This window comes from Ruegeria sp. AB5, assembly GCF_056542645.1.
The window spans coordinates 346221-372155 of the sequence record NZ_JBQGAE010000001.1 but is presented as its reverse complement, the minus strand read 5'-3'; the positions used below and the strand labels follow the sequence as shown (position 1 = coordinate 372155).

The window sequence follows — 25935 nt, the reverse complement described above, 5'->3', positions numbered from 1 at the left end:
CCCGGTCAGCCGATGGGGCCCGGCAAACGTTCCTCGCTTAGCAGAACGTTTGCCTCCACATCGCCCGCGCCGGGCAGCGTCATGATCCGGCGTCGCAAGACCCGTTCGAAATCCGACAAGTCCCGCGCCACCACGCGCAGGCGGTAGTCGTACAGACCAAGTACATGTTCGACCGTCTGCACTTCGGGAATGGCACTGACGGCCCGTTCAAAATCTTCGAGGCTGACCTGCCCCTTGCGCGCCAGCTTGACCCCCAAGAATACGGTGACGCCAAAGCCCAACGTCTCGGCGTTCAGGCGCAATCGGCGCCCCTTGATCGCCCCGCTTTGCTCCAACCGACGGATGCGTCGCCAGGTTGCAGGTTGCGACAAACCCAGCCGACGCCCCAAGGCGCCTGCGCTTTGGGATGCGTCCTGGGCCAGCGCGCGCAGGATTTTCCGATCGACTTCGTCCAACTCGATCATACGGGCAGCACCTCGTCACTTTTGACGCGGGCAATATGCATCAGCGCCTCGATATCCGCGATATGCGGCAAGGTCAGGATGCGGGCGCGGTAGAGTTGCTGATAGTGGCTCATATCCTTTGCCAGAACGGATAAACGCACATCAACCCGGCCCAGAAAGGTCTGAATTTCGATGACCTCGGGCACCTGCCGCGCGGCAGCGGTGAAATCGTCGAAAGCCCGTGCCTGGGTTTTGTCCAGCGTGACCCGCAACGACACTTCGACCGCATAGCCCAATGCAACCCAATCAATGATCGCCTCTTGCCCCTTGATGATTCCGGCACCCTGCATCTTTTCGATCCGGCGCCAGCAAACGCCTTGCGTGATGCGACACCGCTCGGCCAGTTCCACTGTCGAGAGGCTGGGTTCCGCTTGAAAGTGACGCAGAATACGCCGGTCGAGATCATCGAGCATGATTTTTTTACCAGATCTTTGTTTAGCGAATAATTCTTGTGATATTGTACAAATACTCGATCCCAACACACTCGCCAATCGCTAATTGCCCAGCTAAAAGCGCATCAATCGAAACAGAAAGGACCAGCGAAATGCGCGTCTACTACGATCGCGATTGCGACATCAACCTGATCAAAGACAAGAAAGTGGCCATTCTGGGTTACGGCAGCCAGGGCCACGCCCACGCGCTGAACCTGCGCGACTCGGGTGCGAAGAATCTTGTCGTCGCTCTGCGCGAAGGGTCTGCCTCGGCCAAAAAAGCCCAGGCCGAAGGTCTGGACGTCATGGGCATCGCCGAAGCGGCAGCCTGGTGTGACGTCATCATGTTCACCATGCCCGACGAACTGCAGGCCGAAACCTACAAGAAATACGTGCATGACAACATCAAGCCGGGCTCGGCCATTGCCTTCGCCCACGGCCTGAATGTTCACTTCGGCCTGATCGAGCCGAAAGAAGGCGTTGACGTCATCATGATGGCCCCCAAAGGCCCCGGCCACACTGTGCGTGGCGAATACGTCAAAGGTGGCGGCGTGCCTTGTTTGGTCGCTGTTGACACAGACGCAACCGGCAAAGCGCTGGAAATCGGTCTGTCCTACTGCTCGGCCATTGGTGGCGGTCGTTCGGGAATCATCGAAACCAACTTCCGCGAAGAGTGCGAAACCGATCTGTTCGGCGAACAGGCTGTTTTGTGCGGCGGTTTGGTCGAACTGATCCGCTGCGGTTTCGAAACACTGGTCGAAGCCGGCTACGCGCCCGAGATGGCCTATTTCGAGTGTCTGCACGAGGTCAAGCTGATCGTCGACCTGATCTATGAAGGCGGCATCGCGAACATGGATTACTCGATCTCGAACACGGCTGAATACGGCCAGTACGTCACCGGTCCGCGCATCCTGCCATATGAGCAGACCAAGAAAGCGATGAAAGAGGTTCTGGACGACATCCAGCAAGGCAAGTTCGTTCGTGACTTCATGCTGGAAAACCAGGTCGGTCAGCCGTTCCTGAAAGCGTCGCGTCGCGCCAATGACGAACATCAGATCGAAGAAGTCGGCAAGAAGCTGCGCGGCATGATGCCGTGGATTTCGGCGGGCAAACTGGTCGATCAGGAAAAGAACTAAGCCTGACCTCTATCAACATTAAGGGCGGCCCAAAAAGCCGCCCTTTTTCTTTCCCTGGCGCGCGCTTGCAACCAAGTGCGTTTCCGGTGATCACTGGCCCAGCATATTCGACAACCCCGAGCATCACATGGTCGATCAACCCAGCCCCCGCGATTGGAGCGGCGTCATAGCACTCGGCCTCATCTGGGGCGGAACGTTCATGGTCGTAGCGATGGCGCTGGAAGGATATGGTCCAGTCACGGTTGCCACAGCACGCACGACATTGGGGGCCGTGACGCTGTTGGTGCTGATGGCGGCGACCGGTCGCAGGCTCCCAAAGCCGGATCGCGCCTTGTGGGGCGCGATTGTGATCATTGGCCTGCTGTCGACGGCCGTACCCTTCATGATGCTCAGCTGGGGGCAGCAATATGTGCCGTCTGCCTTCGCAGGACTGTCCATGGCTGCAATCCCGTTGATGGTTTTGCCACTGGCGCATTTCTTTTCCGATGAACCCCTGAACGCGCGCAGGTTTGTTGGCGTATCTCTGGGCTTTGCAGGGGCCTTGGTTCTGATTGGTCCCGGTCTGGCGCAGATCGGTCAAGGGTCCGAGCCTCTGGCGCAATTGGCCTGCATTGGGGCTGCGTTCTGCTATTCGGTGGCCTCGATCTTCACCCGTCGCTGCCCGCCCATCGATCCTGTGACGCTTGCCGCGTTGACACTGGTGGTCGGCGCAATATGCCTGGTGCCGTTGATGTTCATCATCGAAGGACTGCCCAGATGGGAGGGCACGCGCCCCGGCATTGCCATCATCGTTCTGGGGTTGCTGCCAACGGCGTTTGCCACACTGCTGCGCGTCTCGATCATCCGCAGCGCAGGGTCGGTCTTTTTAACCTTGGTAAACTATCAAGTGCCGATCTGGTCGATGGTTTTGGGCGCATGGATTCTGTCCGAGGCCCTGCCCCTGCGCTTTTTCATCGCCTTGGTCATGATCCTGACCGGGCTGGCGATCAGCCAATGGTTCAGCCTGCAAAAACTGCTGACCGGGCGCTAGCCCGCTGCGGCTTCGACCTCGGATACGATGCTGTCGACAACCTGAGACAACAGCGCGTCATCTTCGCATTCCGCCATCACACGGATCAACGGCTCGGTGCCCGACTTGCGGATCAGCAACCGCCCCTGCCCGTTCAGACGCGCCTCGGCATCGGCAATGGCGGCTTGGACATTTTGGGATTCAAGCGGCACCTGCCCATCGGCGTATCGGACGTTCTTCAAAAGCTGCGGAACTGTCTCGAATTGCTGCGCCAGGTCCGACGCCTTGCGGCCCGACAAAACCATCTCAGCCAGAAAGTGCATTCCGGCCATCAGCCCATCACCGGTGGTCGCATAATCGCTCATCACGATGTGGCCGGATTGTTCGCCACCCAGATTGAAACCGCCCTCGCGCATCCGTTCGACCACGTATCGGTCTCCGACCGCTGTGCGCTCCAACCGTAGCCCCTGGGATTGCAGGTGCCGTTCCAACCCAAGGTTTGACATAACCGTTGCGACCAGAGCGCCGCCTTTCAGCTGACCAGACTTGGACCAGGCCGAGGCCAGCAACGCCATAAGTTGATCGCCATCGGCCACCCGACCGTTCTCATCCACAACAACAACGCGGTCCGCGTCCCCGTCAAGGCAAACCCCGACATCCGCGCCATGTGCGACGACGGTTTCAGCGGCCAGCTGGGGTTTGGTCGATCCGCAATTGAGGTTGATATTCTTGCCGTTGGGGGCGACACCAACCGGGATCACCTCGGCGCCCAGTTCCCACAGAACCTCGGGCGCGGTGCGGTGTGCGGCACCGTTCGCGCAGTCGATCACAACCTTCAGACCATTCAGGCGCACGTCCCGCGGCAGCGAGGACTTAACGCGTTCCCCATATCGAAAACGCGCATCATCTACCCGACGCGCGCGGCCAATGTTTTGCGCTTGCGCGGGCTTTACTCCGTCATCAATCAGCTTTTCGATCTCGGCTTCGGCCTGATCAGACAGCTTGTACCCATCGGGTCCAAAGAATTTGATGCCGTTATCCTCAGCCGGGTTGTGGCTGGCCGAGATCATGACACCCAGATCTGCTCGCATGGAGCGCGTCATCAACCCAACCGCCGGCGTTGGCACCGGACCAAGCAGCAGCACGTTCATACCTGTCGAGGTCAAACCGGCCGTCAGCGCGTTTTCCAGCATGTAGCCTGACAGGCGCGTGTCCTTGCCGATAACGACCCGGTGCACACCGGACGCATCACGCCGAAAATACCGCCCGACGGCGGCCCCAATGCGCAAAGCCATTTCCGCGGTCATCGGATGCGTATTGGCCGTGCCTCGCACACCGTCAGTTCCGAACAGCTTGCGCATCATCTACCTCTCACAAATAGTCTTTGAAACCGGATTACCGGACCGCAGCCCATAGACGCAAGGCCTGAGCGGTCTCGGCTACGTCATGCACCCGAATGATCTGTACACCCTGAGACAATCCATCCAGAGCAAGGGCGATTGATCCCGGCGCGCGGGCATTTTTTTGCGGCTCTTTCCCGATCGTCCCGATGAACCCTTTGCGCGATACGCCCAAAAGAACCGGACAGCCGAGCCCATGAAACAGGCTGAGATTTCGCAGCAGCGCCAGATTGTGCTCTTGGGATTTGCCAAAGCCAATGCCCGGATCAACGATGATGAGGTCGCGGCTCAGACCCAGCGCCTCAAGCTGTGTGACCTGGTTTTCCAGAAAATCGTAAACATCCAGCACCACGTTGTCATAGTGCGGATTGTCCTGCATCGTGGCCGGATCGCCCTGCATGTGCATCACGCAAACCGGCGCGCCAAGTCCGGCGCAAAACGGCGCGAGATCGGGGTCGAAAGTGAACCCTGAGACATCATTGACCAACCCTGCCCCTGCGGCACAAGCTGCCTTGGCCACGGCGGCCTTGCGGGTATCGATCGAAATCAAGGCGTCCGTTTCAGAGCGAATCGCTTCGATCACTGGCCGGGTGCGGGCGATCTCCTCATCTTCCGGGACAATTTTCGCTCCGGGGCGCGTTGATTCTCCGCCGATATCCAGAATAGTGGCCCCGTGCCTGACCATTTGAACAGCAGCTGCGCGCGCGGCCTCTGCCGAGCTATGAACGCCCCCATCCGAGAAGCTGTCCGGCGTTGCGTTCAGGATGCCCATGATCTGCGGTTGCGCCATGTCCAGCCCAGCCACGGCGGCACGCGGTCGACTGAGACGGTCCAGGACATCGGCTGGTACATCCACAGACCGGATCACATCCGAGGTGCCATCGCGCGAAAGAACCTCGGCATGTGTGAACCATAGCGCCTGACCTGCCAAAGGAACCGCGCCTTTGGGCCGGGCCGCGCCATGTTGGACCAGTGGTCGGTAGTACCAGCTCACAAGTGCGCCTGATCGACGGCGACGGCGCGCAGGGGTGTCTTGGGCTCTTTCGGCAGTTCGCCACCGATCACCATCATCTCGCTGGCCTCGAAAGTCGCTGCAAACCATGCTGCCAAAGCGACAGCATCCGACGGCGCGGCTGAGGGACCATCAACCGCATCCAGAACAATCTTGGACGGTGCCCAGACACAGATCTGGCCGTTTTTCATCGCCCAATCCAACTCGGTCCGGGTCGACACGACAACGCAGCGGTGATCCCGGGCCGCAAGAACCCATGCATTTTGCTCGATGGACAGAAGATCGATCCGGCGCTGCGTCATAGCGTGCCCGGTTTGCGGCACCTCCAGGTCAGACGCTCCGACACAGAGGATCAACGGCCTCTGACGGTTTTCCAACTGATCGATCCAACCCTTCAGGTTGGCGGACGCAATCGCCGCGTTGGACAGAAAGACAAGGCGGGGATGAGGGCGTTCTTCCTCAACCACATCATGGTGAACGCCATCCTTGCCGCGCACGATCTCAACGCCCAGAGCGCCCGGACCGCGGTCCAGCTTTTCAATGCGGACAAAAACCCGGACCGCCTGAGGCTCCACCAAGATGCGCTCGGCCACGCGTTCGGCCAGAGTTTCAAGCAGGTTCAGACGTTCTGCCGCCAACTCATAGGCAATGGCCTCGGTCACGCGGTCATAGGACAGGATGCGGTCTACGTCGTCATCAATATCCGAGGTCAGCGGGCGCACCTCGACCACAATATTGAAGCATATCCGCTGAGTTGTGCCGCGTTCGGCCTGAAACGCACCAATCTCGACTTCGACAATATGATCCCGCAACGAAATGCGATCCAGCGGCCCCCGGGGCGAAGTCGCCTCGGACCGCTCGGACGGGTGCGCAAATGCAAGGCGAATTTCAGAACTCATGGGTCAGGCCTTCTCGGGCTTTGTCAAAGGTTCGCCCAGATTAGGCGCTCCGAGGGCCTATAGCATTCACACAAGCGCCATTCCAACTGCAGATTGCGGCGCACCTGTCGCCTCGCGTCGATACACGCCCCGCCCAATCTGGTTGGGCGCAGCGCGTTGCTTGGGTCAGTTGCTCGCGGTGCGATAGTTGTGACGATAGAAGATATGCACGCCGATCTGCGCGGTCTGCTTGTAAACCCGCGACCAGGCCGGGCGTACTGCCGTGGTGTGATAATGGGTGGCACCTTCGGTCAGTTCCTTCGCTACACCGTCCATCGCAGCACGGGCGACTTTCGACACACGTTCAAACGCTTTCTTCTCGTGGATCACTTCTTTGTGGCCATCGCAGGTATAAGTGAACTGACACTGGTATTTCTTGCCGGTCCCCTGACGGATCACGCCACACAGGCTGTTGGGAAAGCGGCTGCTTTTGACCCGGTTTAGAATGACCTCGGCCACAGCAAACTGGCCGCGCACGCTTTCGCCGCGGGCTTCGAAATACAGTGCCTCGGACAAGCACTTCCAGTTTTCGTCCCCGTTCGCTTTTGGCTGTTGGTCCAGCCAATCCTTCGAATAGGACACCTTGATTGGTTCCGCCACCTTGCGCGGCTGGAACAGTTTGAAATAGTCCCGGAAGCTTTGGGTCGGCAATTCACTGCGGGCGACCAGTTCTTCCTTGGCAGTATCAGTTGCTTCCTTCTCGGCGAAGGACGCACTGGGCAGCACGGTTGCTGCCATTGCGGCAACAGCCATTATGTAACGTAGCATCAGATAACCTCGCACAGGCACGTATCGCGCCAAACCCTCCCCCGGCGGGCGCGGTGAGGCATTTAGCGCAGTCTGGCGCAAACGTCCAGATCAGAAGAAAAAGCAAGTGGAAAATCGCTCGTGGAGAATATTATTTCTGCCACAAGACCGCCTGAAACCCACTAATCCTTGGGTTAAACGCCTCTGTCAACCCCCAAGTCTGGACGAAATTGCCAGTTGAGCGGCAGCCAGCCGAGCGACCGGGACTCGGAACGGAGAACAGGACACATAGTCAAAGCCCAGATCGCGACAAATCGAGATTGATTCGGGGTTGCCGCCGTGCTCGCCGCAGACCGAAAGGGTGACATCCGGCTTTGCCAGACGCCCGCGTTCGGACCCAAGCTTTAGCAACTCGCCGACGCCATCAGCGTCCAAGACGTGGAAAGGATCTTCGGTGAATACCCCCTGACGGACATAGGCAGACATGAAACGCCCTGCATCGTCGCGCGACAGACCATAGGTCATCTGGGTCAAGTCATTGGTTCCAAAGCTCATAAAAGCGGTGTGCGGCGCGATTTCTTCGGCCCGCAGGCAGGCACGCGGCGTTTCAACCATCACACCCAGACGGTATTCAAACTCCTGCCCCCGCTCGGCCGCAACCGCCGCCGCCACCGAGTCGATGCGGGACTTCACCAATTCGACCTCACGCTTGGCCGAAACCAGCGGGATCATGACTTCGGGTACGACCGGTGCTCCGTTCTTGCTGGCCTCCAGCGTTGCCTCAAAGATCGCACGGGCCTGCATGTCATAGATCTCCGGCACCGTCACACCTAGACGCACGCCGCGTAGACCCAGCATCGGATTGTATTCGCTCATCGCGGCCACCCGACGCTCAACGTCCGAGACCGGCAGGTCCAACGCCTCGGCCAGTTCGCGTTGACCGCTGCGGGTGGTCGGCAGGAATTCATGCAGCGGCGGATCAAACAGGCGGATGCAGACCGGCTGGCCCTCCATGATGCGGAACAGCTGCACAAAGTCGTCGCGCTGCATGGGCAACAACCGCTCCAGAACCGCCGCCCGCCCTGAGGGGGTCTGAGCAAAGATCATCTCGCGCATCACGATCAGGCGGCCGGGATCAAAGAACATGTGCTCGGTGCGGCACAGACCGATGCCCTGCGCCTGAAAGTTCCGCGCGGTCTGGGCGTCGGCAGGTGTATCGGCGTTGGCCCGGATTTCTATGTCCCGTTCGGCGTCGGCCCAGCCCATCAACGTTTGAAAACAATCATCCAGTGCGGCCTCCAGCATCTGGGGCTGGCCTGCGAGAACCTGCCCTGAGCTTCCGTCAATTGTCAGAACATCTCCGGTTTTGAACACCCGCCCATCCGGGGCCGTCAGCATCCGTTTCTTGCTCTGAAAGCGCATATCGGATGCGCCGACGATACAGGGCAGACCCAGACCACGACCAATCACGGCGGCGTGGCTTGTCATACCGCCTTTCTCGGTCAGAACGGCGACGGCTGCGTGCATCCCCCGCACATCCTCGGGCGAGGTTTCGCGGCGGACCAGAATACAGGCTTCGCCACGTGCAGCGCTGGCTTGCGCTTCGGCAGCGGTGAATACGATCTTGCCGGTCGAGGCGCCGGGGCTGGCCCCAATCCCGGTCGTGAGAACATCCCGCTCGGCCTCGGGGTGGACCTGGCGATGCAACAACTCGTTCAACGCGTGTGGGTCAACGCGCATCACAGCCTCTTGCGGGGGAATGATTCCGTCTTCGGCCAAACGCACAGCTATCCGCATCGCCGCGCGGGCGGTGCGTTGCACGCGCACGCCATCCAAAATATGCACATGGCCGTTTTCGATCACGAATTCGACCTGCATCTCTTCGCGCAGTTTCTCGCGCATCAACGCGGCCTGCATCTTGAGCTCTGCAAAGGCTTTGGGGGCCACCTCTTCCAGTGACTGTCCCCGGGGGTCTTTCTCGAGATATAACGCGGCAACACCTTCGCCCAGCGCATCCCGACCCTGGCTCTGGCTCAGGTATCGCCCAGTGATCTGGGGCATTCCGGTTGTGGAATCGGCCAATTGCAAGACACCCGAGCCACACTCGCCCTGCCCGACACCAGGGATCATTTCCTGAATGACAAGGCCAAGCCCGGCATCTGCCGGGGCCCCTTTGGCCTGACGCAGCAATCGCGCGGATGTACCATCCCATGCCCGCGCCATCGAACGCAACACGCCTACCAGCTGCTCGCCCCGGTCATCGGGGAAGGTCTCGTCCGTTTCATCCTCGTATGCGCGCAACGTGTCACGCAGTCCAGCCTGACCATCCGTATCGATATGGTCGAACACATCAGCGTCAAGACGTGCGACATGGATGGCGTAACTTTGCACAAAACGCAGAGACATGGCCGCTGCAGCTTCGGCGCCCATGTTGTCAGACAGCTCGTCGTACCGGGCTTTGTTCATACCGATGTTCAGGATGGCCCCCGGCCCGCCCCAATCGGGATCCTCGGAACTGGGGCGTACACATAACAGAGCCGTCTCATCAAACTGGTCCAGAATGGCCGCAATATCCGGCACATCCCCCTCGGCAATGCGGTGCACAGCATCGAACGACAAGGCAACGGTGCGTGGGACAGGCATGTCCAGCCGGACCAGCCGTTGCAGGCATTTTGCGCGACCGCCATGGGTATTGGCGGCGACGGGCGCGTCGGATGTGATAAGCGTGGTATGCGGATTATTCTGCACTGCGGCACCTTTTGGTTTGTCCGCAGCATAAGCCCCTGCGCCCGTGGCGCAAGGGCGTTAACCTTCGATCAGGGTCAGATCCGCCACGCTGGAGCAGACCTGTCTGATCTGGCTCAGCAGGTTCAGACGGTTGCGGCGCAGAATGTCGTTGTCGGTGTTGACCTGCACGTCCTCAAAGAACGCATCGACCGGCCCACGCAGAGCTGCCATAGCAGCCATGGCTGCCGGGAAATCCTCGGCCTTCAGTGCCGGATCAATCTGCGCCTGCGCCGCGTCGAGCGCTGCGAACAGCGCTTTCTCGCTGTCCGTTTCCGCAAATTTCACATCCGCACCGTAAGAGTATTCAACGCCATCCTTCTCCTCGGCCTGCGTCAGAATGTTATTGGCGCGTTTGAAGCCTTGTACGAGGTTTTCCCCATCCTCGGTCGCAATCACCGCGTTCAGCGCACGGGCGCGTTTGACCAGCAGGTTGAGGTCGTCATTCCCCTCCATCGCGATACAGGCGTCGATGATGTCGTGGCGAATACCCTCGTCGCGGAGGAAGACTTTGAGGCGGTCGTGGAAGAAGGAGAGGAGGTCAGCGGCCTTCGCAAATGCCTCGGTCGCCAGCGACCCCAAGCTCTCTTGGAACAGTTCAAGGTTCTTTTCTTTGGCAAGGGCCAGCGCTTCACCAACCAGTGGCCCTTCCAATTCCTTCAGTTTTTCCAAAACCTCGCCCAATGGCTGGCCTTCTCGAACGGCAGCAAATTTCAATATCGGGTTGGCCAGCGCCAACTCGAGTTCAATAGAAAGTTCATTCTCCAAAACCAACCGAATAACACCCAACGCCGCGCGGCGCAGCGCAAACGGGTCTTTCGATCCGGTCGGCTTTTCATCAATCGCCCAGAATCCGGTCAGCGTGTCCAGCTTGTCCGCCAGCGCGACGGTTATCGAGAGTGGTGCGGTGGGTACATCATCCGACGGCCCCAGCGGAGAGTAGTGTTCCTGCGCCACGGCAGCCACGGCGGCATCCTCGCCTGCTGCTTCGATGTAATAGCGCCCCATAAGGCCCTGAAGTTCCGGGAATTCATAGACCATCTCAGAACTCAGATCGGCCTTGGCCAGACGTGCGGCTTTCTCAGCCTGGTCGGCATCCGCGCCCGTCACCGGGGCCAGTTCACGGGCCAGTGCGGCGATGCGGTCGATCCGTTCGGCCTGCGTGCCCAGCTTGTTGTGGAAGGTCACATTCTCCAGCGCGCGGGTCCATTGGGCAATGTCCGATTTGGCGACGCGCAGATCGTTCTCCCAGAAGAATTTCGCATCCGCCAGACGCGCCGAGAGCACCTTTTGGTTCCCCGCCAGAATGGTCGCCCCGTTGTCAGCGGTTTCCCGGTTGGCGACGGTGACAAACTGTTCGATCCGGCCCGTTTTCGGGTTTTTCACGGAAAAGAACTTTTGATGCTCTTTCATCGATGTCTGCAGCACTTCGGGCGGCAGGTCGAGGAATTCCTCGTCGATCTGCCCCATAAGCACCACAGGCCATTCGACCAGACCAGCGACCTCGGCCAGCAGGCCCTTGTCCTCGACCACGTCAAGACCGGCGGCAAAGGCCATGTTCCGGGCGTCGTTCCAAATATGCTCGGCGCGTTCCTCGGGCGATAGCACCACAAAGGCGCGTTTCAGCTTGGCCGCGTAATCCTCGAAAGAACTAACCGAGAACCGGTTCGGAGCCATAAAGCGATGGCCGGCAGTGGTGTCTCCGGCCTTGATGCCCTCAACCTCCAGCGGCACAACCTGCGTGCCGGCCTCATCTGTCAGGATGCATAGGATCGAATGAAGGGGCCGCACCCAGCGCATCGGGCCGCTGCCCCAGCGCATCGACTTGGGCCATGGGAAATTGCGGATGGTTACCTCAAGCACTTCGGCCACGATCTCGGCCGCTGGGCGGCCCGCTTTTTCAATGGTGGCGAAATAGACCGCGCCTTTCGGCGTGTCGCGTTCCTCCAACTGATCGCGGGTCAGGCCAGCACCGCGCAGGAAGCCTTCGATGGCTTTGTCCGGCGCGCCGACCTTGGGGCCTTTGCGCTCTTCGCGGATTGTTGGGCTTTCAGACAGCAGCCCCCCGACCGCCAGCGTCAACCGACGCGGTGTGGTCAGGGCAGCGGCCCCGGCATAGGTCAGTCCAGCCTCGACCAAACCATCGGTGATCCGCTTTTTCAGGTCCTCACCGGCGCGGGTCTGCATGCGCGCGGGGATCTCCTCGGAAAACAGTTCGATCAGCAGGTCGGGCATTTTCGGTCCTTAGAAATTGACAATCGTCTGTATGACGATGGCATTGGCGATATCCACAAAGAATGCGGATACAAGGGGGAGCACGATAAAGGCAATAGGGGACGGGCCATATCGCTTGGTGACAGCAGTCATATTGGCAATTGCCGTGGGGGTCGCGCCCAAAGCGAAACCGCCAAAGCCTGCGGCCAGAACGGCTGCGCGATAGTTCGATCCCATGACCGGGAACAGCACCCAGATTACGAAGACGACTGCAAACAGGGTCTGCGCGGTCATGATCACGACGATGGCCAACCCCAGTTCCGCAATGGTCCAGAGTTGCAGGCTCATCAGGGACATGGCCAGAAACGCGCCCAGCGAGAATTCCGAGATCAGCGCCAGCGATGGCGTCCGCGCGACAGGTGGTGCCTTCGAAAACACCATGGCGCGCAGATTCGCAATTAAAATGCCCATGATCAGGCAGGGCACGAACAGTGGCAGATTCAGACCTGCGGCTGTAATTGCCTCGCCAAGCATATACCCGAAGATAATGGCGAGGTTCAGATACAGAAGCACGCGCATGACCGTCAGGTGATCGATTTCAGAATTACCCGCCTCTGCACTGTCTGGAAGGCCAATCGTGTGTTCCTCGTCTGGACGCGCAGGGTGCAGACCCCGTCCTTCGATCAGGACGCGTGCAATCGGCCCACCGACCAGCGCCGCAAGCACAAGGCCCAGCGTGGCGACCGCAACGCCCAATTCGATCGCGCCATCCAGTCCGGTCGCATCCGCCACTTCGGGCGCCCAGGCAATCGCCGTGCCGTGACCGCCGATCAGCGAGGCAGAGCCGAACAACACGCCAGCCTGCGCCGGATAGCCGAAACTCGCAGCCCCCACCGCGCCGATCACGTTCTGGATGACGATCGTGACAAGCGTCAGAATCAAAAGCAAAAGCAATGGCTTGCCACCCGCAATCAAATCAGACAACCGCGCGTTCAAGCCGATCCCTGCAAAGAAAACAACCAGCAGAAAATCACGCGCGGCAAGACCAAAGCTGAGTTCAAGATCGAACAGAAGGTACATGAACAGCACGACAAGCGAGGCCAGAAGACCCCCCGTAACAGGTTCGGGGATGTTGAACTGACGCAAGGTTGCTACCCGGGCATTGATCTCGGCCCCGATCAGGTAGACCGCAAGCCCAAGCGTTGCCGTCAGAAAATCCGGTATCTGCAGGGATTGCGGGTCCATGTTTCCTTAGCTTTCAGGTCGGGGCGGGCATTCCTCGCCGACGACGGTCCCATCGTAAGCTTTTTCGCCGCAATTGTTCAGCGCGTGCCAGATAAAGCCTTTCCCATCCTGTGTCACGGCGACAATACGATCCACACCGTAGTGGATGTTCTTTTGCCCCAGAAAAGCCTGCGCCTGACCGGATTTCAACGCATCCGCCAGTGACACGGCATCGTAACAGTCAAACCATCCCGGCGCGGTCAGCGGAGTCACATCTTCGGCCACGCTATATGTGGCCTGCAGTTCATCCAGTGTCAGATCGGTCTCGAAACAGGCCCGAAACCGGATCGGAGAGCTATCGGCGTCAATAGCCTGAAACCTGGAATAGCTGATCGCCGACGGTTCATCCGCCCCTTCTGCCAACACCAACACATCCTTGCCGGGCGTGGCTTGGACGTCGTAGTAGAACCCGTAAACCTGCAGATAATACATCCCGCCCCCCGCGAGCGCGGCGGATAGAAGTAGCAGAATGGCAAGCATTTTTCCGGTCATCTTATGGCGTTTCCTTTTACGCAGGCTCTTTCCAGTGCGTCAGAAATAGGACAGGGTCCGGCACAGACCAAGTTGATCCGAGGCTTTTCCAATGGAAACAACCCTTGCCGTGGGATTCTTCGGCGCGCTTTTCGCGATTATGAACCCAATCACCAACTTGCCGGTCTTTTTGAGCGTCACGCAAAGCCTGTCGGCAGCGGATCAAAGAAAAGTGGCCCTTAAAACCGCGCTCTACTGCATCGTACTGGGAGGTGCCTTTGCAACCCTGGGCAGCCAAGCATTGGGCTTGTTTGGCATAACCGTCGATCATCTGAGGGTCGCTGGCGGGCTTGTTGTTCTGATGATCGGTATGAACATGCTGAATGGAGGCGAAAGCAGCTCGCATCACGGGACCGAGGGAGAGAAAAACGCCTATCCCGAGCCGGACACCGTTGCCTTTTACCCGTTGGCTTTTCCGATCCTGGTGGGTCCGGGCACGATTACCACCCTGATCCTCTACGCACATCACGTAACGAAACCCGTCGAAGCCATTGTTTATGCAGGTGTGTTCCTGGGCGTGGTCGCCCTGCTTCTGATCACATTTTGGAACGCCGCCTGGCTGTCCGAACGCCTGTCGGACAACGCGCGCGTGATCATGAGCCGCTTCATGGGCATGATCCTGTCGGCCATAGCCATCAGTATGATCGCCGATGGCCTCAAGGCATTGTTGCCGGGGTTGGCCTAGGTGCCGCATCAGGCCGAATATCCGGCGGCCTCGGTCTGCACGAATGCATCGGCGCATTGCTTGGCCAAAGCCCGCACGCGACCGATATACGCCTGCCGCTCGGTCACCGAGATCACGCCTCGGGCGTCCAGCAGGTTGAAAATGTGGCTGGCCTTGATGCACTGATCGTATGCGGGATGCGCCATGACGATACGTTTGCCGGTTTTCGGGTCGTCATGCTGCTGCGCCAGAATAGCGGCACATTCTGCTTCCGCCTCTTCGAAATGGCGCAGCAACACATCGGTATTGGCGACGTCAAAGTTCCAGCGGGCGTATTCCTCTTCGGTCTGCTTGAAGATGTCGCCATAGGTCAGCGGACTGGGGGATTGAGGGTCGTTGAACGGCATGTCCATCACGTGGTCGATGCCCAGTACATACATGGCCAGACGTTCAATCCCGTAAGTCAGCTCGCCCGAAACCGGGGCGCAGTCATGGCCGCCAACCTGCTGGAAATAGGTGAATTGGCTGACTTCCATACCATCACACCAGACTTCCCAGCCCAGCCCCCAAGCGCCAAGGGTCGGGCTTTCCCAGTCATCCTCGACAAACCGGATGTCATGCAGGGTCATGTCGATGCCGATGGCCTCAAGCGAGCCCAGATACAGTTCCTGCAAATCCGGCGGGCTGGGTTTGATCAGTACCTGATACTGATAATAGTGCTGCAGACGGTTCGGGTTTTCGCCGTACCGTCCGTCCGTAGGACGCCGCGAGGGCTGCACATAGGCCGCCGCCCAGGCCTTGGAGCCCAAAGCGCGCAATGTGGTGGCCGGGTGGAACGTACCGGCGCCGACTTCCATGTCGTAGGGCTGCAGGATCGCGCAGCCTTTCGAGGCCCAATAGGTCTGAAGCCGCAGGATAATTTCCTGAAAAGAACGAGGTGCGCTGGACGGTTCGGTCATGACATTCCCTTTGGACGCCGCTTGCGCCCGGTTCCGGTCGGTTTTGCCCTTCCTATGCAAGGGGCCAAGGGGCGTCAACGGGCCATTGGGCACATGCTGTATCTGCACAGCCACACCGCAAATTCCCCGTATTCGCGCGATGGTATTTGCACAGTGAAATCGCGTATTCTGCACCAAAGCACCAACACTGCAAAAACGGGCAGACAATGACACGATTTTTTACGGCTTTTCTATTGGTTCTTCTCTTTGGCCTGCGCGCCGCATTTGCGCAGCAGGATCAAGGCGTTTGGGTGCAGGTCGAGGCACAACCTTCGCTGCGCGAAGCACAGGAACGCGTTCAGGCCTACGCCAGAGCCTTGCCCGATGTGAACGGGTTTCGCCTGAACAGCGGCTGGTATGCCGTCGTCATTGGCCCTTATGCCCGCAGCGACGCCGAGCAGGTCCTGCGCGTGTACCGCGCAGAAGGTCAGATACCCGGTGACAGCTACATCGCGTTCTCCAGCGCCTTTGGTCAACAGTTCTGGCCGGTCGGTGTGAATCTCCTGAACCGTGGCGTTGTCACCCCCCCGGTAGAACCGGAACCGGAACAGAACCTGACTGGAATTACCCCTCAGGATGCGGACGAAACCCGCGCACAGGCGTTGCAATCCGAACGCCTGCTGTCCGGGCAAGAGCGCAAGAATCTGCAAACCGCGCTACAGGCGGCAGGTTTCTACAATGCGACAATCGATGGGGCCTTTGGCCAGGGCACACGCCGCTCGATGGGCGACTGGCAGCGCTTCAACGGGTTTGAGGCCACCGGAGTTCTGACAACATTGCAACGCAAGACACTTATGGATGACTACAACGCGCCTCTGATAAGCGCCGGAATGGCACGATACACGGACGATCAGGCCGGTATCTCGCTGGATATGCCACTGGGGACGCTGGAATTTGATCGCTATGAGGCGCCATTTGCCCATTTCAAAGCCAATTCAGACCTTGGCGCCACAGCGCTGCTGATTTCACAGGAAGGCGACAAGTCCACCTTGCGCGCCCTTTACGACGTCATGCAATCGCTGGAACTGGTTCCGCTGGATGGCCCGCGCGAATTGCGCGGCGACCGGTTCACACTGGAAGGGCGCGGCAATGGCGTTGTCTCGGTCACTCAGGCGACACTGAAAGACGGACGGATCAAAGGATTTACGCTTGTTTGGCCCGAAGGGGACGAGGCACGCCGCCTGCGCATCCTGGCGGCTATGACGACCAGCTTTGCGACCACGGATGCGGTTCTGGACGCCACTGCCGGGGCGAATGCGGATCAGCGCGTTGATCTGGTGTCGGGCTTGCAGGTGCGCAAGCCGCGCCTGTCCCGGTCGGGCTTTTTCGCCGATACCAGCGGTGCGGTTCTGACCGTATCCGAAGCGGCGGACAACTGCACCCGTGTCACGCTGGAAGGCGATCAGGAGGTTCAGGTTGCATGGACCGATGCCGATCTGGGCGTATCCGTCCTGCGCCCGAACCAGAGCCTGGCTCCGATGAGTGTTGCAGCCTTCAGCGCAGGTGCGCCGCGCATTCAGTCCGAAGTGGCCGTGTCCGGGTTTTCCTATCAGGGGGCATTGGGTGCTCCGACGCTGACTTATGGCCAGGTCGCGGACATCCGTGGCCTGAACGGTGAAGAAGGCGTGAAACGTCTGGCCCTGAACGCCCAGCCCGGAGATGCCGGTGGTCCGGTCTTCAACGACAGCGGCAACGTTGTTGGCATGTTGCTGCCCACACCAACCGAAGGGCGCACCCTGCCCGCCTCGGTCAGTCTTGCCGCCACTGCAGACCGTTTGACGGATGTCCTGACACAGGCCGGGGTTTCCGGCCTGCCCGGTAAGGAGGAGACGACACAGATAACACCCAATGAACTGAACCGTCGCGCAACAGGGATGACCGTTCTGGTTCATTGCTGGGACTGATTTCATCCCCCTTAAAAAGAAACACGCCGCAGATTTCTGCGGCGTTTTTTTCGCTGGATGTCAGGAATGATGCAGGTCAGCGTTGGCAGAGGTTCACGCGGCGCAGGATCTGACAGGCCTTCAACCGCCTGTGGGACAACCCGATGTGTTCCGGGCGGCAAGAGGCCTTTATGTCAGCTTCTCCAGAATTGAACGGTGAAAATCGCATAAACCGCCAACAACTCAAGCCGCCCGACCAGCATTCCAATCGACAGCAACCACTTTGCGGTATCGTTCAATCCGGCAAAGTTACCTGCCGGCCCGATCTGGCTGCCCAAGCCGGGTCCGACATTGGCCAACGCCGTGGCAGCGCCCGACACCGACGTGATAAAGTCCAGCCCCGTCAAGGCCAAAGCCCAGGACAACACGCCCATCGAAAGCACAAAAAACATGAAAAAGCTCATGACCGAGGTCAGGACATCGCGGCTGACCGGACGTCCGTCATAAAGCGGCAGAAACACACCATGCGGGGACCGAATACGCCGGATTTGCGTTTTGATAGACGCGAACAGCAATTGATACCGGAAGACCTTGATCGAACAGGCTGTCGAACCCGCGCAGCCTCCGATCAGGCCAACTAGAAAAAACAACATGACCGGAAAACTGCCCCAGGTCATGTAGTCGACGCTGGCATATCCAGTGCCCGAGATGATCGAGGTGATATTGAACAGCGACTCGCGGAAGGCTTGTTCCCAGTGATGGGGGAAAACAGACATCAAAAACACGGCCATCACGACAACAAGCACCAGAATGGTCGCCAGAAACGCCTTGATCTGACTGTCCTGCCACAGCGAGTTGGTATTGCCGTTGGCGAGTTGCACATAACGGACAAATGGCAAAGCCGCGAGGATCATAAAGACCGCAGCCGCATATTCCAGAGGTCCGGTAAAAGTCGCGAAAGAGCTGTCGTAGTTCGAAAACCCACCGGTCGCGATGGTTGTCATGGAATGGACCAGCGCGTCGAAAAAGCTCATCCCGAAGCCGGTATAAACCAAGCAGCAGACGACGGTGAGAAAGACGTAGATCAGGGAAATCTGGCCTGCAATCTCTTGCGCGCGAGGCAGGATTTTCCCCATGGTTTCAAACCCTTCCGACCGGAAGATTTGCATCCCCCCAACGCGCAGTTCGGGCAGGAACACCATTGCTACGACAATGATACCGATACCGCCCAACCATTGCAGAATGCCCCGCCACAGCAAAAGACCCTGCGGCAAATCATCCAGGCCGTTGATAACGGTCGAACCTGTGGTGGTCAGACCCGACATCGCCTCGAAATAGGCGTCGACAAAGCGCAGCTCGGTTTCACCGAACAAGAAGGGAATCGCACCGAACACCGGCAAGGCGACCCAGACCCCGGAGGTCAGCAAAAAGGTCTGACGGATGGTCAGACCTTCGCCGACGCCATTGGCACAGCTCAGCGCCAGAACAACGCCCGTCAGCGTCGTGATGATCGCGCTTTCCAGAAACACGAACCACTCGCCCCGCCCCTCGATCATGTCGGCAAGCATGGGCAGCAGCATGGTCGCCCCCAGAATGGCGACCAGCAAGCCAATCACATATCCGACCGGGCGAAGATCCATCATGACGCGCAGCGTTGGCGCGCCAGCCCGACCGTGTCAAGCAGATGATCCGCGATTACTCGTCGGATTTTGCCGTCACCCGCGGCATCGCGGGCGGCTTTGATGGCGCGCGCGTGCGACGAGCTGCCGGTTTGGGGGCCTCTGCCGTCTCTGTCGACGCTTTGGCCGATACAGTTGCTGGTGCTGGTGCCTTGGCAGGCGACGCCGTTTCGGTCGATGCAGCTGCGGGTGCGACCCTTTTAGCAGGCGACGCCGCTTTGGCCGGGGTTGAGCTGGGCGTCTTGGCGGCAGGCTTGGCCGATGCCGCAACTGGTTTGGGGGCCACAGCTTTTTCCTTAGGCGCTGACGGTTTGGCAGGCGCGCTTTTTGGTGCAGCCGCCTTTTTTGGCGCGGCCTTTGCAGCCGGTTTGGGCGCTGGAGCGACCTTAACGGCTGGTTTAACCGCCGGAGCAGCCTTGGCGGCTGGCTTGGGGGCCGGAGCCGCAACTTTGGCCTCGGGCTTCGCCGGGATGTCCGTCGCAGGTGTCTTTGCCGCCGCTGGTTTGGCCGCCGGGCGCGGTTTGGCGGTAAATTTTGCGACCGGCTCTGCCACTGGCTTGGGTGCCGCTGGTTTCGCCTGAACCTTTTTGGCGGTCACAGCCCGCTTGGCCGGAGCAGGTTTTGCGGCAGGTTTGGATGCGGAGGCGCGTTTGACCGCTGGTTTCGCAGCCGGTGCGCGTTTAACTGCAGGTTTTGCAGGTGCTGGGGCAGGTTCGGACGCGGCTGCGCGAAGGGCCTGCATCGGCGCCATTGGCAGTTCGATCGCGGACCGGGCCATGATCTGCATGATTTTCATATGGCTGACCATCGCGTATCCAGCCACGCGTACAGCCGCAGCCTGCAGCGCCAACGGTTGGGTAATTGGGTTCATTACATGTCTCTCCTGTAAATGCGATGCAGCCGGACAATCGAGAGAGTGGGACCCTGCCCGCTCCGATTGCTCGGGCGGTTCGTTGGGTCTTGCAGTCCAAGGCGTCGCACGTCTCGGCTTCCTTCCGGGGCGGCACACCTGCACGGGCGCAGGTATGCGGCAGCTGCATTCCCGTTCTGTATACCTCAACCCCATCGCAAGCGCAGCATTTTCTGCTGCATTGCGGCGAAAAGGCGCTTATTTTGACATGTTGTGACGAGTTCTGCCGCTATTTCGGGCTCTTACCCGACATGAAACAAGGTTGAGAACAAGCGCGGGTCCAAGCTGGACGTCGCAAAGGTCGGCCCTTCTGTCAGGATCGAGACCGCATCATGGCTGTGCAGGCTTTCCTGATGGCTGGCAATCACACGGAAATCGCCCACGTGATGATCGGCCAGAAGCTCGGAACAAAACAGGCGCGCGGCATCCTCGACAAAGATCGGGTTCGCAGCATTCAGTTCGGCAAAAGCCTGTTCATCTTCACGTTTGACCATGACCTGCGTCTCGGTCGGAACGGCGCGACGGCACAGTTCGATCAGGTCCTCGAACCACAGACAGTCGGCGTCGCAATCCACAACGACCGAGATCCGCGCGACCGAACGCTGCGAATGCGGCGTTGCCAGCTGTCCGCGCTGCGACCGCGCATGCTCGCTCAGTTCAAGTGAGCACGGGCAGGTCGATGAATAGACATAGTCCAGATGCATAATCTTCTGACGCACGCCGTTCTGTTCGACCAGTTCCAGCGCTATGTCATAATACTGGTATCCTTCCAGTCCGGACCGCAGGCTTTTGACCCTATCGGGGAACGAAAAGCGCATTTGCAGACGTGCATCAAAGCTGTCCAAATCGGTCAGATAGTCGTCAAGCGCAGCTTCCATCACCTCAAAGCTGAAGGTGCGTTCCGCGTGTTTGTAAAACGAGCGCATGATCCGGGACATGTTGATGCCCTTCTTCTCGGCCTCAAGGCTCACCGAACCCGTAACCGAGGTCTCAAGCGTCAGGTCTGCCCCATGTTTGCGGTGAAACCGGATCGGCAGCCGGAAATTGGAAATACCGACATGCTGGATTTGCTGTTTCGCACCGCGGATCAGGCTGGACGGACCGTTTTGCAGATCAGGCAAGGTTGCACGATATGCGGCATCAACCTCGAATTCCTCTGGATAGTCACGCGACAACGTGGGGTAGTTCACTGCCGTCAGCCCGGGCACCAGGCGTGCAATTGCCGGGTCCAACTGGCTGATTTCTGCCGCTGGCGCAGACTTGGCCCATTGCCGCAAGACGTCAAGAGCCTCGGCTGCTTCGTCACGGTTGGGAGTGTCATCCATGTCGCGGGGGTGAACATTCATAGGCTGGGGTTCCTCGGTTGATCGTTTTAATAAAGTAAACGACTGAAGTTCATTTTCCAGTTTAGCCCGATACGCGGGAGATAACAGTCTGGATCGAAAAAACCCAGCACAAAACCGGCACATGCCACCCGCATACGACCTGTGCTGCCCCCACAGCCAGATCGGGCTGGCGCGAATCCAATGCCCGCAAACCCATCGGACTCAATAAAACCGCGCGCCCCGGTGCCGAAGATACACCGCGTAGGAACGCGATCTTTCAGACTGCGAAATCCCAAGCGCCCCGCGGTCGTGCCGTCGAGGCGCGCTGATTTAGCTTTGAGAGACCTCCAGCGCCTGCCGAATATCCGTCAGCAGATCATCTGTATCCTCAAGACCAATCGACAGGCGGATGAGACCGGGGGTGATGCCCAGCTCGTCCTTTTGCTCATCACTCAGACGCTGATGTGTTGTTGTGGCCGGGTGCGTTGCGATGGATTTGGCATCTCCGAGGTTGTTCGAGATCACAGGGATGGTCATTGCATTCAGAAACGCAAACGCCGCCTCTTTGCCACCCTTGATGTCCAGCGACAGCACGGTCCCGCCTTTGCCGCCCAGTTGCGTCTGCACCAGAGCATTCTGCGCATGGGTTTCCAGACCGGGATACAACGTCCGTTCCAGCGCGGGATGGCCCTCCAGAGCCGTTGCGATGGTCTGCGCGGTCTCGGCCTGCGCATTGACTCGCAGGGCGATGGTTTCCAGACCTTTCAGCATGATCCAGGCGTTGAACGGGCTGAGCGCGCCGCCGGTATGCTTCATGTAGGGCTCGACCGTGCCGCGAATGAACTCCTGCGTGCCAAGAATAACACCGCCCAGCGCCCGGCCCTGCCCGTCGATGTGCTTGGTGGCCGAGTAGATGACCACATCCGCGCCCTGCTCGATCGCGCGCGAGAACACCGGGGTCGAGAACACGTTATCGACTACAACCAAGGCATTGACCGTATGGGCCAGTTCGGCGACTGCGGCAATGTCGATCACTTCCAGCGTCGGATTTGACATGGACTCGAAGAACACGGCCTTGGTGTCAGGACGGATCGCCGCCTTCCACTGGTCCAGATCGGTGCCATCAACAAACGTCACATCCACGCCGAAACGGGTCAGGATGTTTTCGACAATGTACAGGCACGACCCGAACAGCGCCTTGGCCGACACGATGTGATCCCCGGCTTTCAGCATGGACGTCAGCGCACCATTCACTGCCGCCATGCCCGACGCCGTGGCAAACGCATCCTCGGCCCCTTCCAGCGCCGCGATGCGCTGTTCAAAGATCGAGACGGTCGGATTGCCGTAACGGGCATAGATGAACTCGTCCGGGCCACAGTCCAGAAACCGGGCTTCGGCCTGTTCGGCGGTGTCATAGACGAAACCCTGGGTCAGGAAGATCGCCTCGCTCACCTCGTTGTACTGACTGCGACGGATGCCGCCATGGACGGCTTGGGTGCGTTTGTTCCAATTCTCGCTCATGTCATTCCTTTCGGCTCCGATCCGCGGAGCGCATCAAAAAAACCCCAGACGCGGTCAAGCGAAAGGGGCCTTTCATCCTGACCTTTTAGCGGTGTTGTTTAGCGTGGCCCGCAATCCGGTAACAAATCGCCACGTAGCGCTGTTGCCCTTACGCCGCAGTCGAGAATTCGTCAACCCCGACCAGGACAACGTCACGGTTCTGTAATCGTTCATTCACGGAGCGTCATAGCGTCATGACAAAGCAGCACCACAACATCTTGTGCGAGGCGGAGCCAATGCCAGTAGTCCGGATCAATGCTGTCGAGGGACGCGCCGAGTTGCACGGCAGCCCCCGTCCCGTTGCCGGGGTGTTACGGCAAACGCGCATGACCAAAGGGCCGGTCATAATCATGACCCATGGCTATAAATACCGCCCCGACGATCCGAACGCCTGCCCCCATCGCCATATCCTGTCCCTGCATCCCAAAGAAACGCCATGGTACAGCCCAAGTTGGCCGCAACATCTGGGCTTTGGTGCAGGCTTCCCAGATGAAGGTCTGGCCATTGCATTCGGTTGGGATGCGCGCGGCCCCTTATGGGCGGCACGACGTCGCGCGGTTGAGGCCGGCCGCGTTCTGGCCGATGTTATTCACCGAATTCGCCACTTGAACCCGGACCGCCCGATCCACTTCACGGGCCATTCCATGGGCACCGAGCTGGCGTTGGAAGCGTTGCACCATATCCAACCCGGCGCGCTGAACCGGATTGTGTCCCTGACGGGTGCAACCTACCATTCCCGTACTGTCGAAGCTTTGGCGACGCCGGCAGGTCGTCAGGCAGAGTTCATCAACATCACCAGCCGCGAAAACGACCTGTTCGATTTCCTGTACGAGACCTTGATTCAACCACCTATTGCAGGTGACCGCAGTATTGGGGCCGGTCTGGTTTTGCCAAATGCAATTACGCTGCAGATCGATTGCCCGGCGACTGTGGAACTCCTGTCCAAGCTGATTTTCCCTCTCGCTGCACCGCAACGGCGGGTTTGCCACTGGTCAAGTTACACAAGACCTGGCGTGCTGCGCGTGTACAACGCCCTGCTGCGCAACCCAGACCGCCTGTGCCTGCACACTTTGCGAAGAAGCGTGCCAGAGCAACCGCACCGCCGCTGGTCAAGGCTCCTTGCGCTGCCCCACCTGCAGGCGTCGGTGCCGTTTGCACAGAAAGCCTAGTGTTGCTCGCAGTTGGAAAACATGTCTTGTTTGATCTGAATCTTTGACCCGCGCCAAATGGTTAGAAGCTGTCCATCGTTTTGGAACAGATGGGCCTGCCCCACGCAACCCACCCGATCAGTGTCGGCAAAGGTGTCCAGTGCGATCTAACTTTTAGAAGATCTCGCCAAACAACCAATGGCGCGCCGGTTTCGGTCTTTTGAACCCAGCACGATCCTGATGTACCTCGCTTTCAAACCGGTAAGTTCAATGGCAATTCAGGGCGCGACCGGATTGCATGAAAGAACGACAGATGTGACGGGTGATTTCTGTTCCGTCCCCGACATGCCGATCTGCGGCTTGGTCAGATTGTGGGAAAACCGGCAACGGGTGCTGAAGGACAAACGACATATCAACCGCCGACCTGAGGCAGTCAGCGCCCGGCCTGCGGTTCGATCCGGACGCGCTTTGCGCCCCTCGTTGCGCAGAGTACGTTGGGACAAACCGTCCCAGCGCGTTTTGTTCGCGCCCCAGAATGTGGTATGGATTTGACTTCGATCCATATTTCTTGCTGCAACTGACAGATTTGTCCTGTGCCGACCCGGTGTTTTTGAAACCGCATTTAGGAGCGCGAAGTTGACTTTGCTGGTAATTCCCGCCTCCAAATCTGTGCAGCCAAAGGCACTTGCCGATCTGCTTTGGAGCACAGATCCAAAACTGAACAGTTACATGTTCGGGACCATGGATGTTCTGCATAGGATCATTGAAACCGAATGGCCTGCGGAAATGGGTTTGTATTCTCACAAACACGCGTTCACCGCAGTTATACAAAACAATATCTCAGGCCTTCTGATTGGGTATACCCAAGAAGAGCTTTCTGCAAATTTCACCTTTTCGGTCGAGTTTCAGGGACAGGCGCTCAATGAAAGTGAGACTGAACATCTGCATTCGGCGCTGCATTGGATGGATCGCCTGTTCCCCACCCCGCGTCATGGGTCATACTATATTCTTGAATTTGCCGTCAGCCCCGGCATGCAGGGCGCGGGCGTTGCTACCCAGTTGCTCGAGGCTGCCAGGGCGCAAGCCGTTTCAAAAGGGTGCACCCAAGTTTGTCTGGATGTTGCCGCAGATAACGACGCTGTTGGCTTTTATCGACATATGGGATTTCGGGTCGAAGTGGAAACGCGTATCCCTGTTTTAGATGATCGGCATGGAATTGGCCTGCATTTGCACATGGTCCGCGATCTGGAGTGACCCGAGAGACGTTGGCGTATGACGTATCGCTTACCCCTCGCCGCGTACCAGCACATCCAGCATGGCCGAGATATCCTCAATCTCTTCCGCGATCACATGGATCACTGAATGCGCCTTTTGCATCCGGCCTGTGATCTTCAGCAGCCGCCCCGAAATGACCGCGCGACGGAATTGCTCGTAAACCTTGCGCCAGACCACAACGTTCACGACCCCGGTCTCATCTTCGAGGGTCAGAAAGATCACCCCCTTGGCGGTTCCCGGTCGTTGCCGCAGGATCACCAGCCCCGCCACTGCCACCCGCGCGCCTTCTGATGGATCGTCCAACCGGTTGGACGGCAAACAGGCGGGCGGACGGGGCCAGTCGCGGTTGGAAACCACAGGGGGAACGGAGGTTGCAAGCATAAGAACAAAGATAGAACAAAAGCAAGGAAAGTCCAGACACGGCGTGCAGAGTCGCAAATGGTACTGGAAAGACCCAAATGCCTTGATTAAGGAAGGTTTCGAACATCGCAAAAGGAAGACGCA

At 59.0% G+C, this 25935-nt stretch carries 22 protein-coding genes and 1 riboswitch; of the genes, 7 read left to right on the top strand and 15 right to left on the bottom strand.

The annotated features are described in order from the left end of the window. Positions 1-5: 5 nt before the first annotated feature. Positions 6-464: an Lrp/AsnC family transcriptional regulator gene (locus tag ACR0L4_RS01935; protein ID WP_480510172.1), complete on the bottom strand. Its 459-nt coding sequence runs from the start codon at positions 462-464 to the stop codon at positions 6-8. After that, entirely contained in the window at positions 461-916 is a 456-nt protein-coding gene (locus ACR0L4_RS01930; RefSeq protein WP_480510170.1) for an Lrp/AsnC family transcriptional regulator, read from the bottom strand. The genes ACR0L4_RS01935 and ACR0L4_RS01930 overlap by 4 nt, the downstream gene beginning before the upstream one ends. A gap of 131 nt (positions 917-1047) precedes the next feature. Between ACR0L4_RS01930 and ilvC the strand changes: the two genes are divergently transcribed. Further along, positions 1048-2070 carry a ketol-acid reductoisomerase gene (gene ilvC / locus ACR0L4_RS01925; protein ID WP_170748544.1) on the top strand — a complete coding sequence of 341 codons (1023 nt, stop codon included), beginning with the start codon at positions 1048-1050 and terminating at the stop codon, positions 2068-2070. A 127-nt stretch (positions 2071-2197) separates the two neighbouring features. Then, a complete protein-coding gene (locus ACR0L4_RS01920; protein WP_480510168.1) occupies positions 2198-3100 on the top strand; it encodes a DMT family transporter in 903 nt (300 codons plus the stop codon). Here the strand turns inward: ACR0L4_RS01920 and glmM are convergent. The 8 genes from glmM to ACR0L4_RS01880 all read right to left on the bottom strand — a co-directional run bounded on the left by glmM (position 3097) and on the right by ACR0L4_RS01880 (position 13950). Continuing rightward, positions 3097-4440 carry a phosphoglucosamine mutase gene (gene glmM / locus ACR0L4_RS01915; RefSeq protein WP_480511123.1) on the bottom strand — a complete coding sequence of 448 codons (1344 nt, stop codon included), beginning with the start codon at positions 4438-4440 and terminating at the stop codon, positions 3097-3099. The genes ACR0L4_RS01920 and glmM overlap by 4 nt on opposite strands. Before the next feature lie 34 nt (positions 4441-4474). After that, positions 4475-5473 (bottom strand): dihydropteroate synthase, encoded by a 999-nt coding sequence (gene folP, locus ACR0L4_RS01910; protein WP_480510166.1) that lies wholly within the window; start codon positions 5471-5473, stop codon positions 4475-4477. Then, positions 5470-6390, bottom strand: coding sequence for a dihydroneopterin aldolase (locus ACR0L4_RS01905; protein WP_480510165.1), 921 nt, complete (start codon positions 6388-6390; stop codon positions 5470-5472). Before ACR0L4_RS01905 ends, folP begins: the two co-directional genes overlap by 4 nt. Before the next feature lie 165 nt (positions 6391-6555). Then, complete coding sequence (locus ACR0L4_RS01900; protein ID WP_480510163.1) at positions 6556-7197, bottom strand: cell wall hydrolase; 642 nt, start codon at positions 7195-7197, stop codon at positions 6556-6558. 186 nt (positions 7198-7383) lie between these two features. Next, the gene (locus tag ACR0L4_RS01895; protein WP_480510161.1) at positions 7384-9924 is read right to left on the bottom strand and encodes a putative PEP-binding protein; all 2541 of its coding nucleotides are present in this window, start codon (positions 9922-9924) and stop codon (positions 7384-7386) included. Positions 9925-9981: 57 nt separating this feature from the next. After that, positions 9982-12195, bottom strand: coding sequence for a glycine--tRNA ligase subunit beta (glyS, locus tag ACR0L4_RS01890; RefSeq protein ID WP_480510159.1), 2214 nt, complete (start codon positions 12193-12195; stop codon positions 9982-9984). A gap of 9 nt (positions 12196-12204) precedes the next feature. Next, positions 12205-13419 (bottom strand): sodium/glutamate symporter, encoded by a 1215-nt coding sequence (gene gltS / locus ACR0L4_RS01885; protein ID WP_480510157.1) that lies wholly within the window; start codon positions 13417-13419, stop codon positions 12205-12207. Between the two features lie 6 nt (positions 13420-13425). Then, entirely contained in the window at positions 13426-13950 is a 525-nt protein-coding gene (locus ACR0L4_RS01880) for a DUF6446 family protein (protein ID WP_480510155.1), read from the bottom strand. Between the two features lie 91 nt (positions 13951-14041). Between ACR0L4_RS01880 and ACR0L4_RS01875 the strand changes: the two genes are divergently transcribed. Beyond that, complete coding sequence (locus ACR0L4_RS01875) at positions 14042-14674, top strand: MarC family protein (protein WP_170748534.1); 633 nt, start codon at positions 14042-14044, stop codon at positions 14672-14674. Between the two features lie 8 nt (positions 14675-14682). On the opposite strand, the gene ACR0L4_RS01870 is transcribed toward ACR0L4_RS01875, so the two are convergent. Further along, positions 14683-15612, bottom strand: coding sequence for a glycine--tRNA ligase subunit alpha (locus ACR0L4_RS01870; protein ID WP_170748533.1), 930 nt, complete (start codon positions 15610-15612; stop codon positions 14683-14685). Positions 15613-15818: 206 nt separating this feature from the next. Between ACR0L4_RS01870 and ACR0L4_RS01865 the strand changes: the two genes are divergently transcribed. Then, positions 15819-17555 (top strand): peptidoglycan-binding protein, encoded by a 1737-nt coding sequence (locus ACR0L4_RS01865; protein ID WP_480510152.1) that lies wholly within the window; start codon positions 15819-15821, stop codon positions 17553-17555. Positions 17556-17728: 173 nt separating this feature from the next. On the opposite strand, the gene ACR0L4_RS01860 is transcribed toward ACR0L4_RS01865, so the two are convergent. Beyond that, positions 17729-19177 carry a TrkH family potassium uptake protein gene (locus ACR0L4_RS01860; RefSeq protein ID WP_480510150.1) on the bottom strand — a complete coding sequence of 483 codons (1449 nt, stop codon included), beginning with the start codon at positions 19175-19177 and terminating at the stop codon, positions 17729-17731. A gap of 11 nt (positions 19178-19188) precedes the next feature. Here ACR0L4_RS01860 and ACR0L4_RS01855 point away from each other — a divergent pair, with 11 nt between their 5' ends. After that, positions 19189-19794: a hypothetical protein gene (locus tag ACR0L4_RS01855; protein ID WP_480510148.1), complete on the top strand. Its 606-nt coding sequence runs from the start codon at positions 19189-19191 to the stop codon at positions 19792-19794. 571 nt (positions 19795-20365) lie between these two features. Here the strand turns inward: ACR0L4_RS01855 and folE2 are convergent. Then, a complete protein-coding gene (folE2, locus tag ACR0L4_RS01850; protein WP_170748529.1) occupies positions 20366-21469 on the bottom strand; it encodes a GTP cyclohydrolase FolE2 in 1104 nt (367 codons plus the stop codon). Positions 21470-21778: 309 nt separating this feature from the next. Continuing rightward, positions 21779-22969: an O-succinylhomoserine sulfhydrylase gene (metZ, locus tag ACR0L4_RS01845; protein WP_480510146.1), complete on the bottom strand. Its 1191-nt coding sequence runs from the start codon at positions 22967-22969 to the stop codon at positions 21779-21781. A 65-nt stretch (positions 22970-23034) separates the two neighbouring features. Then, a riboswitch (SAM riboswitch) is annotated at positions 23035-23112 on the bottom strand. 132 nt (positions 23113-23244) lie between these two features. On the opposite strand from metZ, the gene ACR0L4_RS01840 reads away from it, so the two are divergent. Then, the gene (locus ACR0L4_RS01840) at positions 23245-24177 is read left to right on the top strand and encodes an alpha/beta hydrolase (RefSeq protein ID WP_480510144.1); all 933 of its coding nucleotides are present in this window, start codon (positions 23245-23247) and stop codon (positions 24175-24177) included. Between the two features lie 615 nt (positions 24178-24792). Further along, positions 24793-25410: a GNAT family N-acetyltransferase gene (locus ACR0L4_RS01835; protein ID WP_480510142.1), complete on the top strand. Its 618-nt coding sequence runs from the start codon at positions 24793-24795 to the stop codon at positions 25408-25410. Between the two features lie 30 nt (positions 25411-25440). On the opposite strand, the gene ACR0L4_RS01830 is transcribed toward ACR0L4_RS01835, so the two are convergent. Next, on the bottom strand, positions 25441-25812 hold the full coding sequence (locus tag ACR0L4_RS01830; protein WP_480510140.1) for an OB-fold nucleic acid binding domain-containing protein: 372 nt from the start codon (positions 25810-25812) through the stop codon (positions 25441-25443). Positions 25813-25935: the final 123 nt, after the last annotated feature.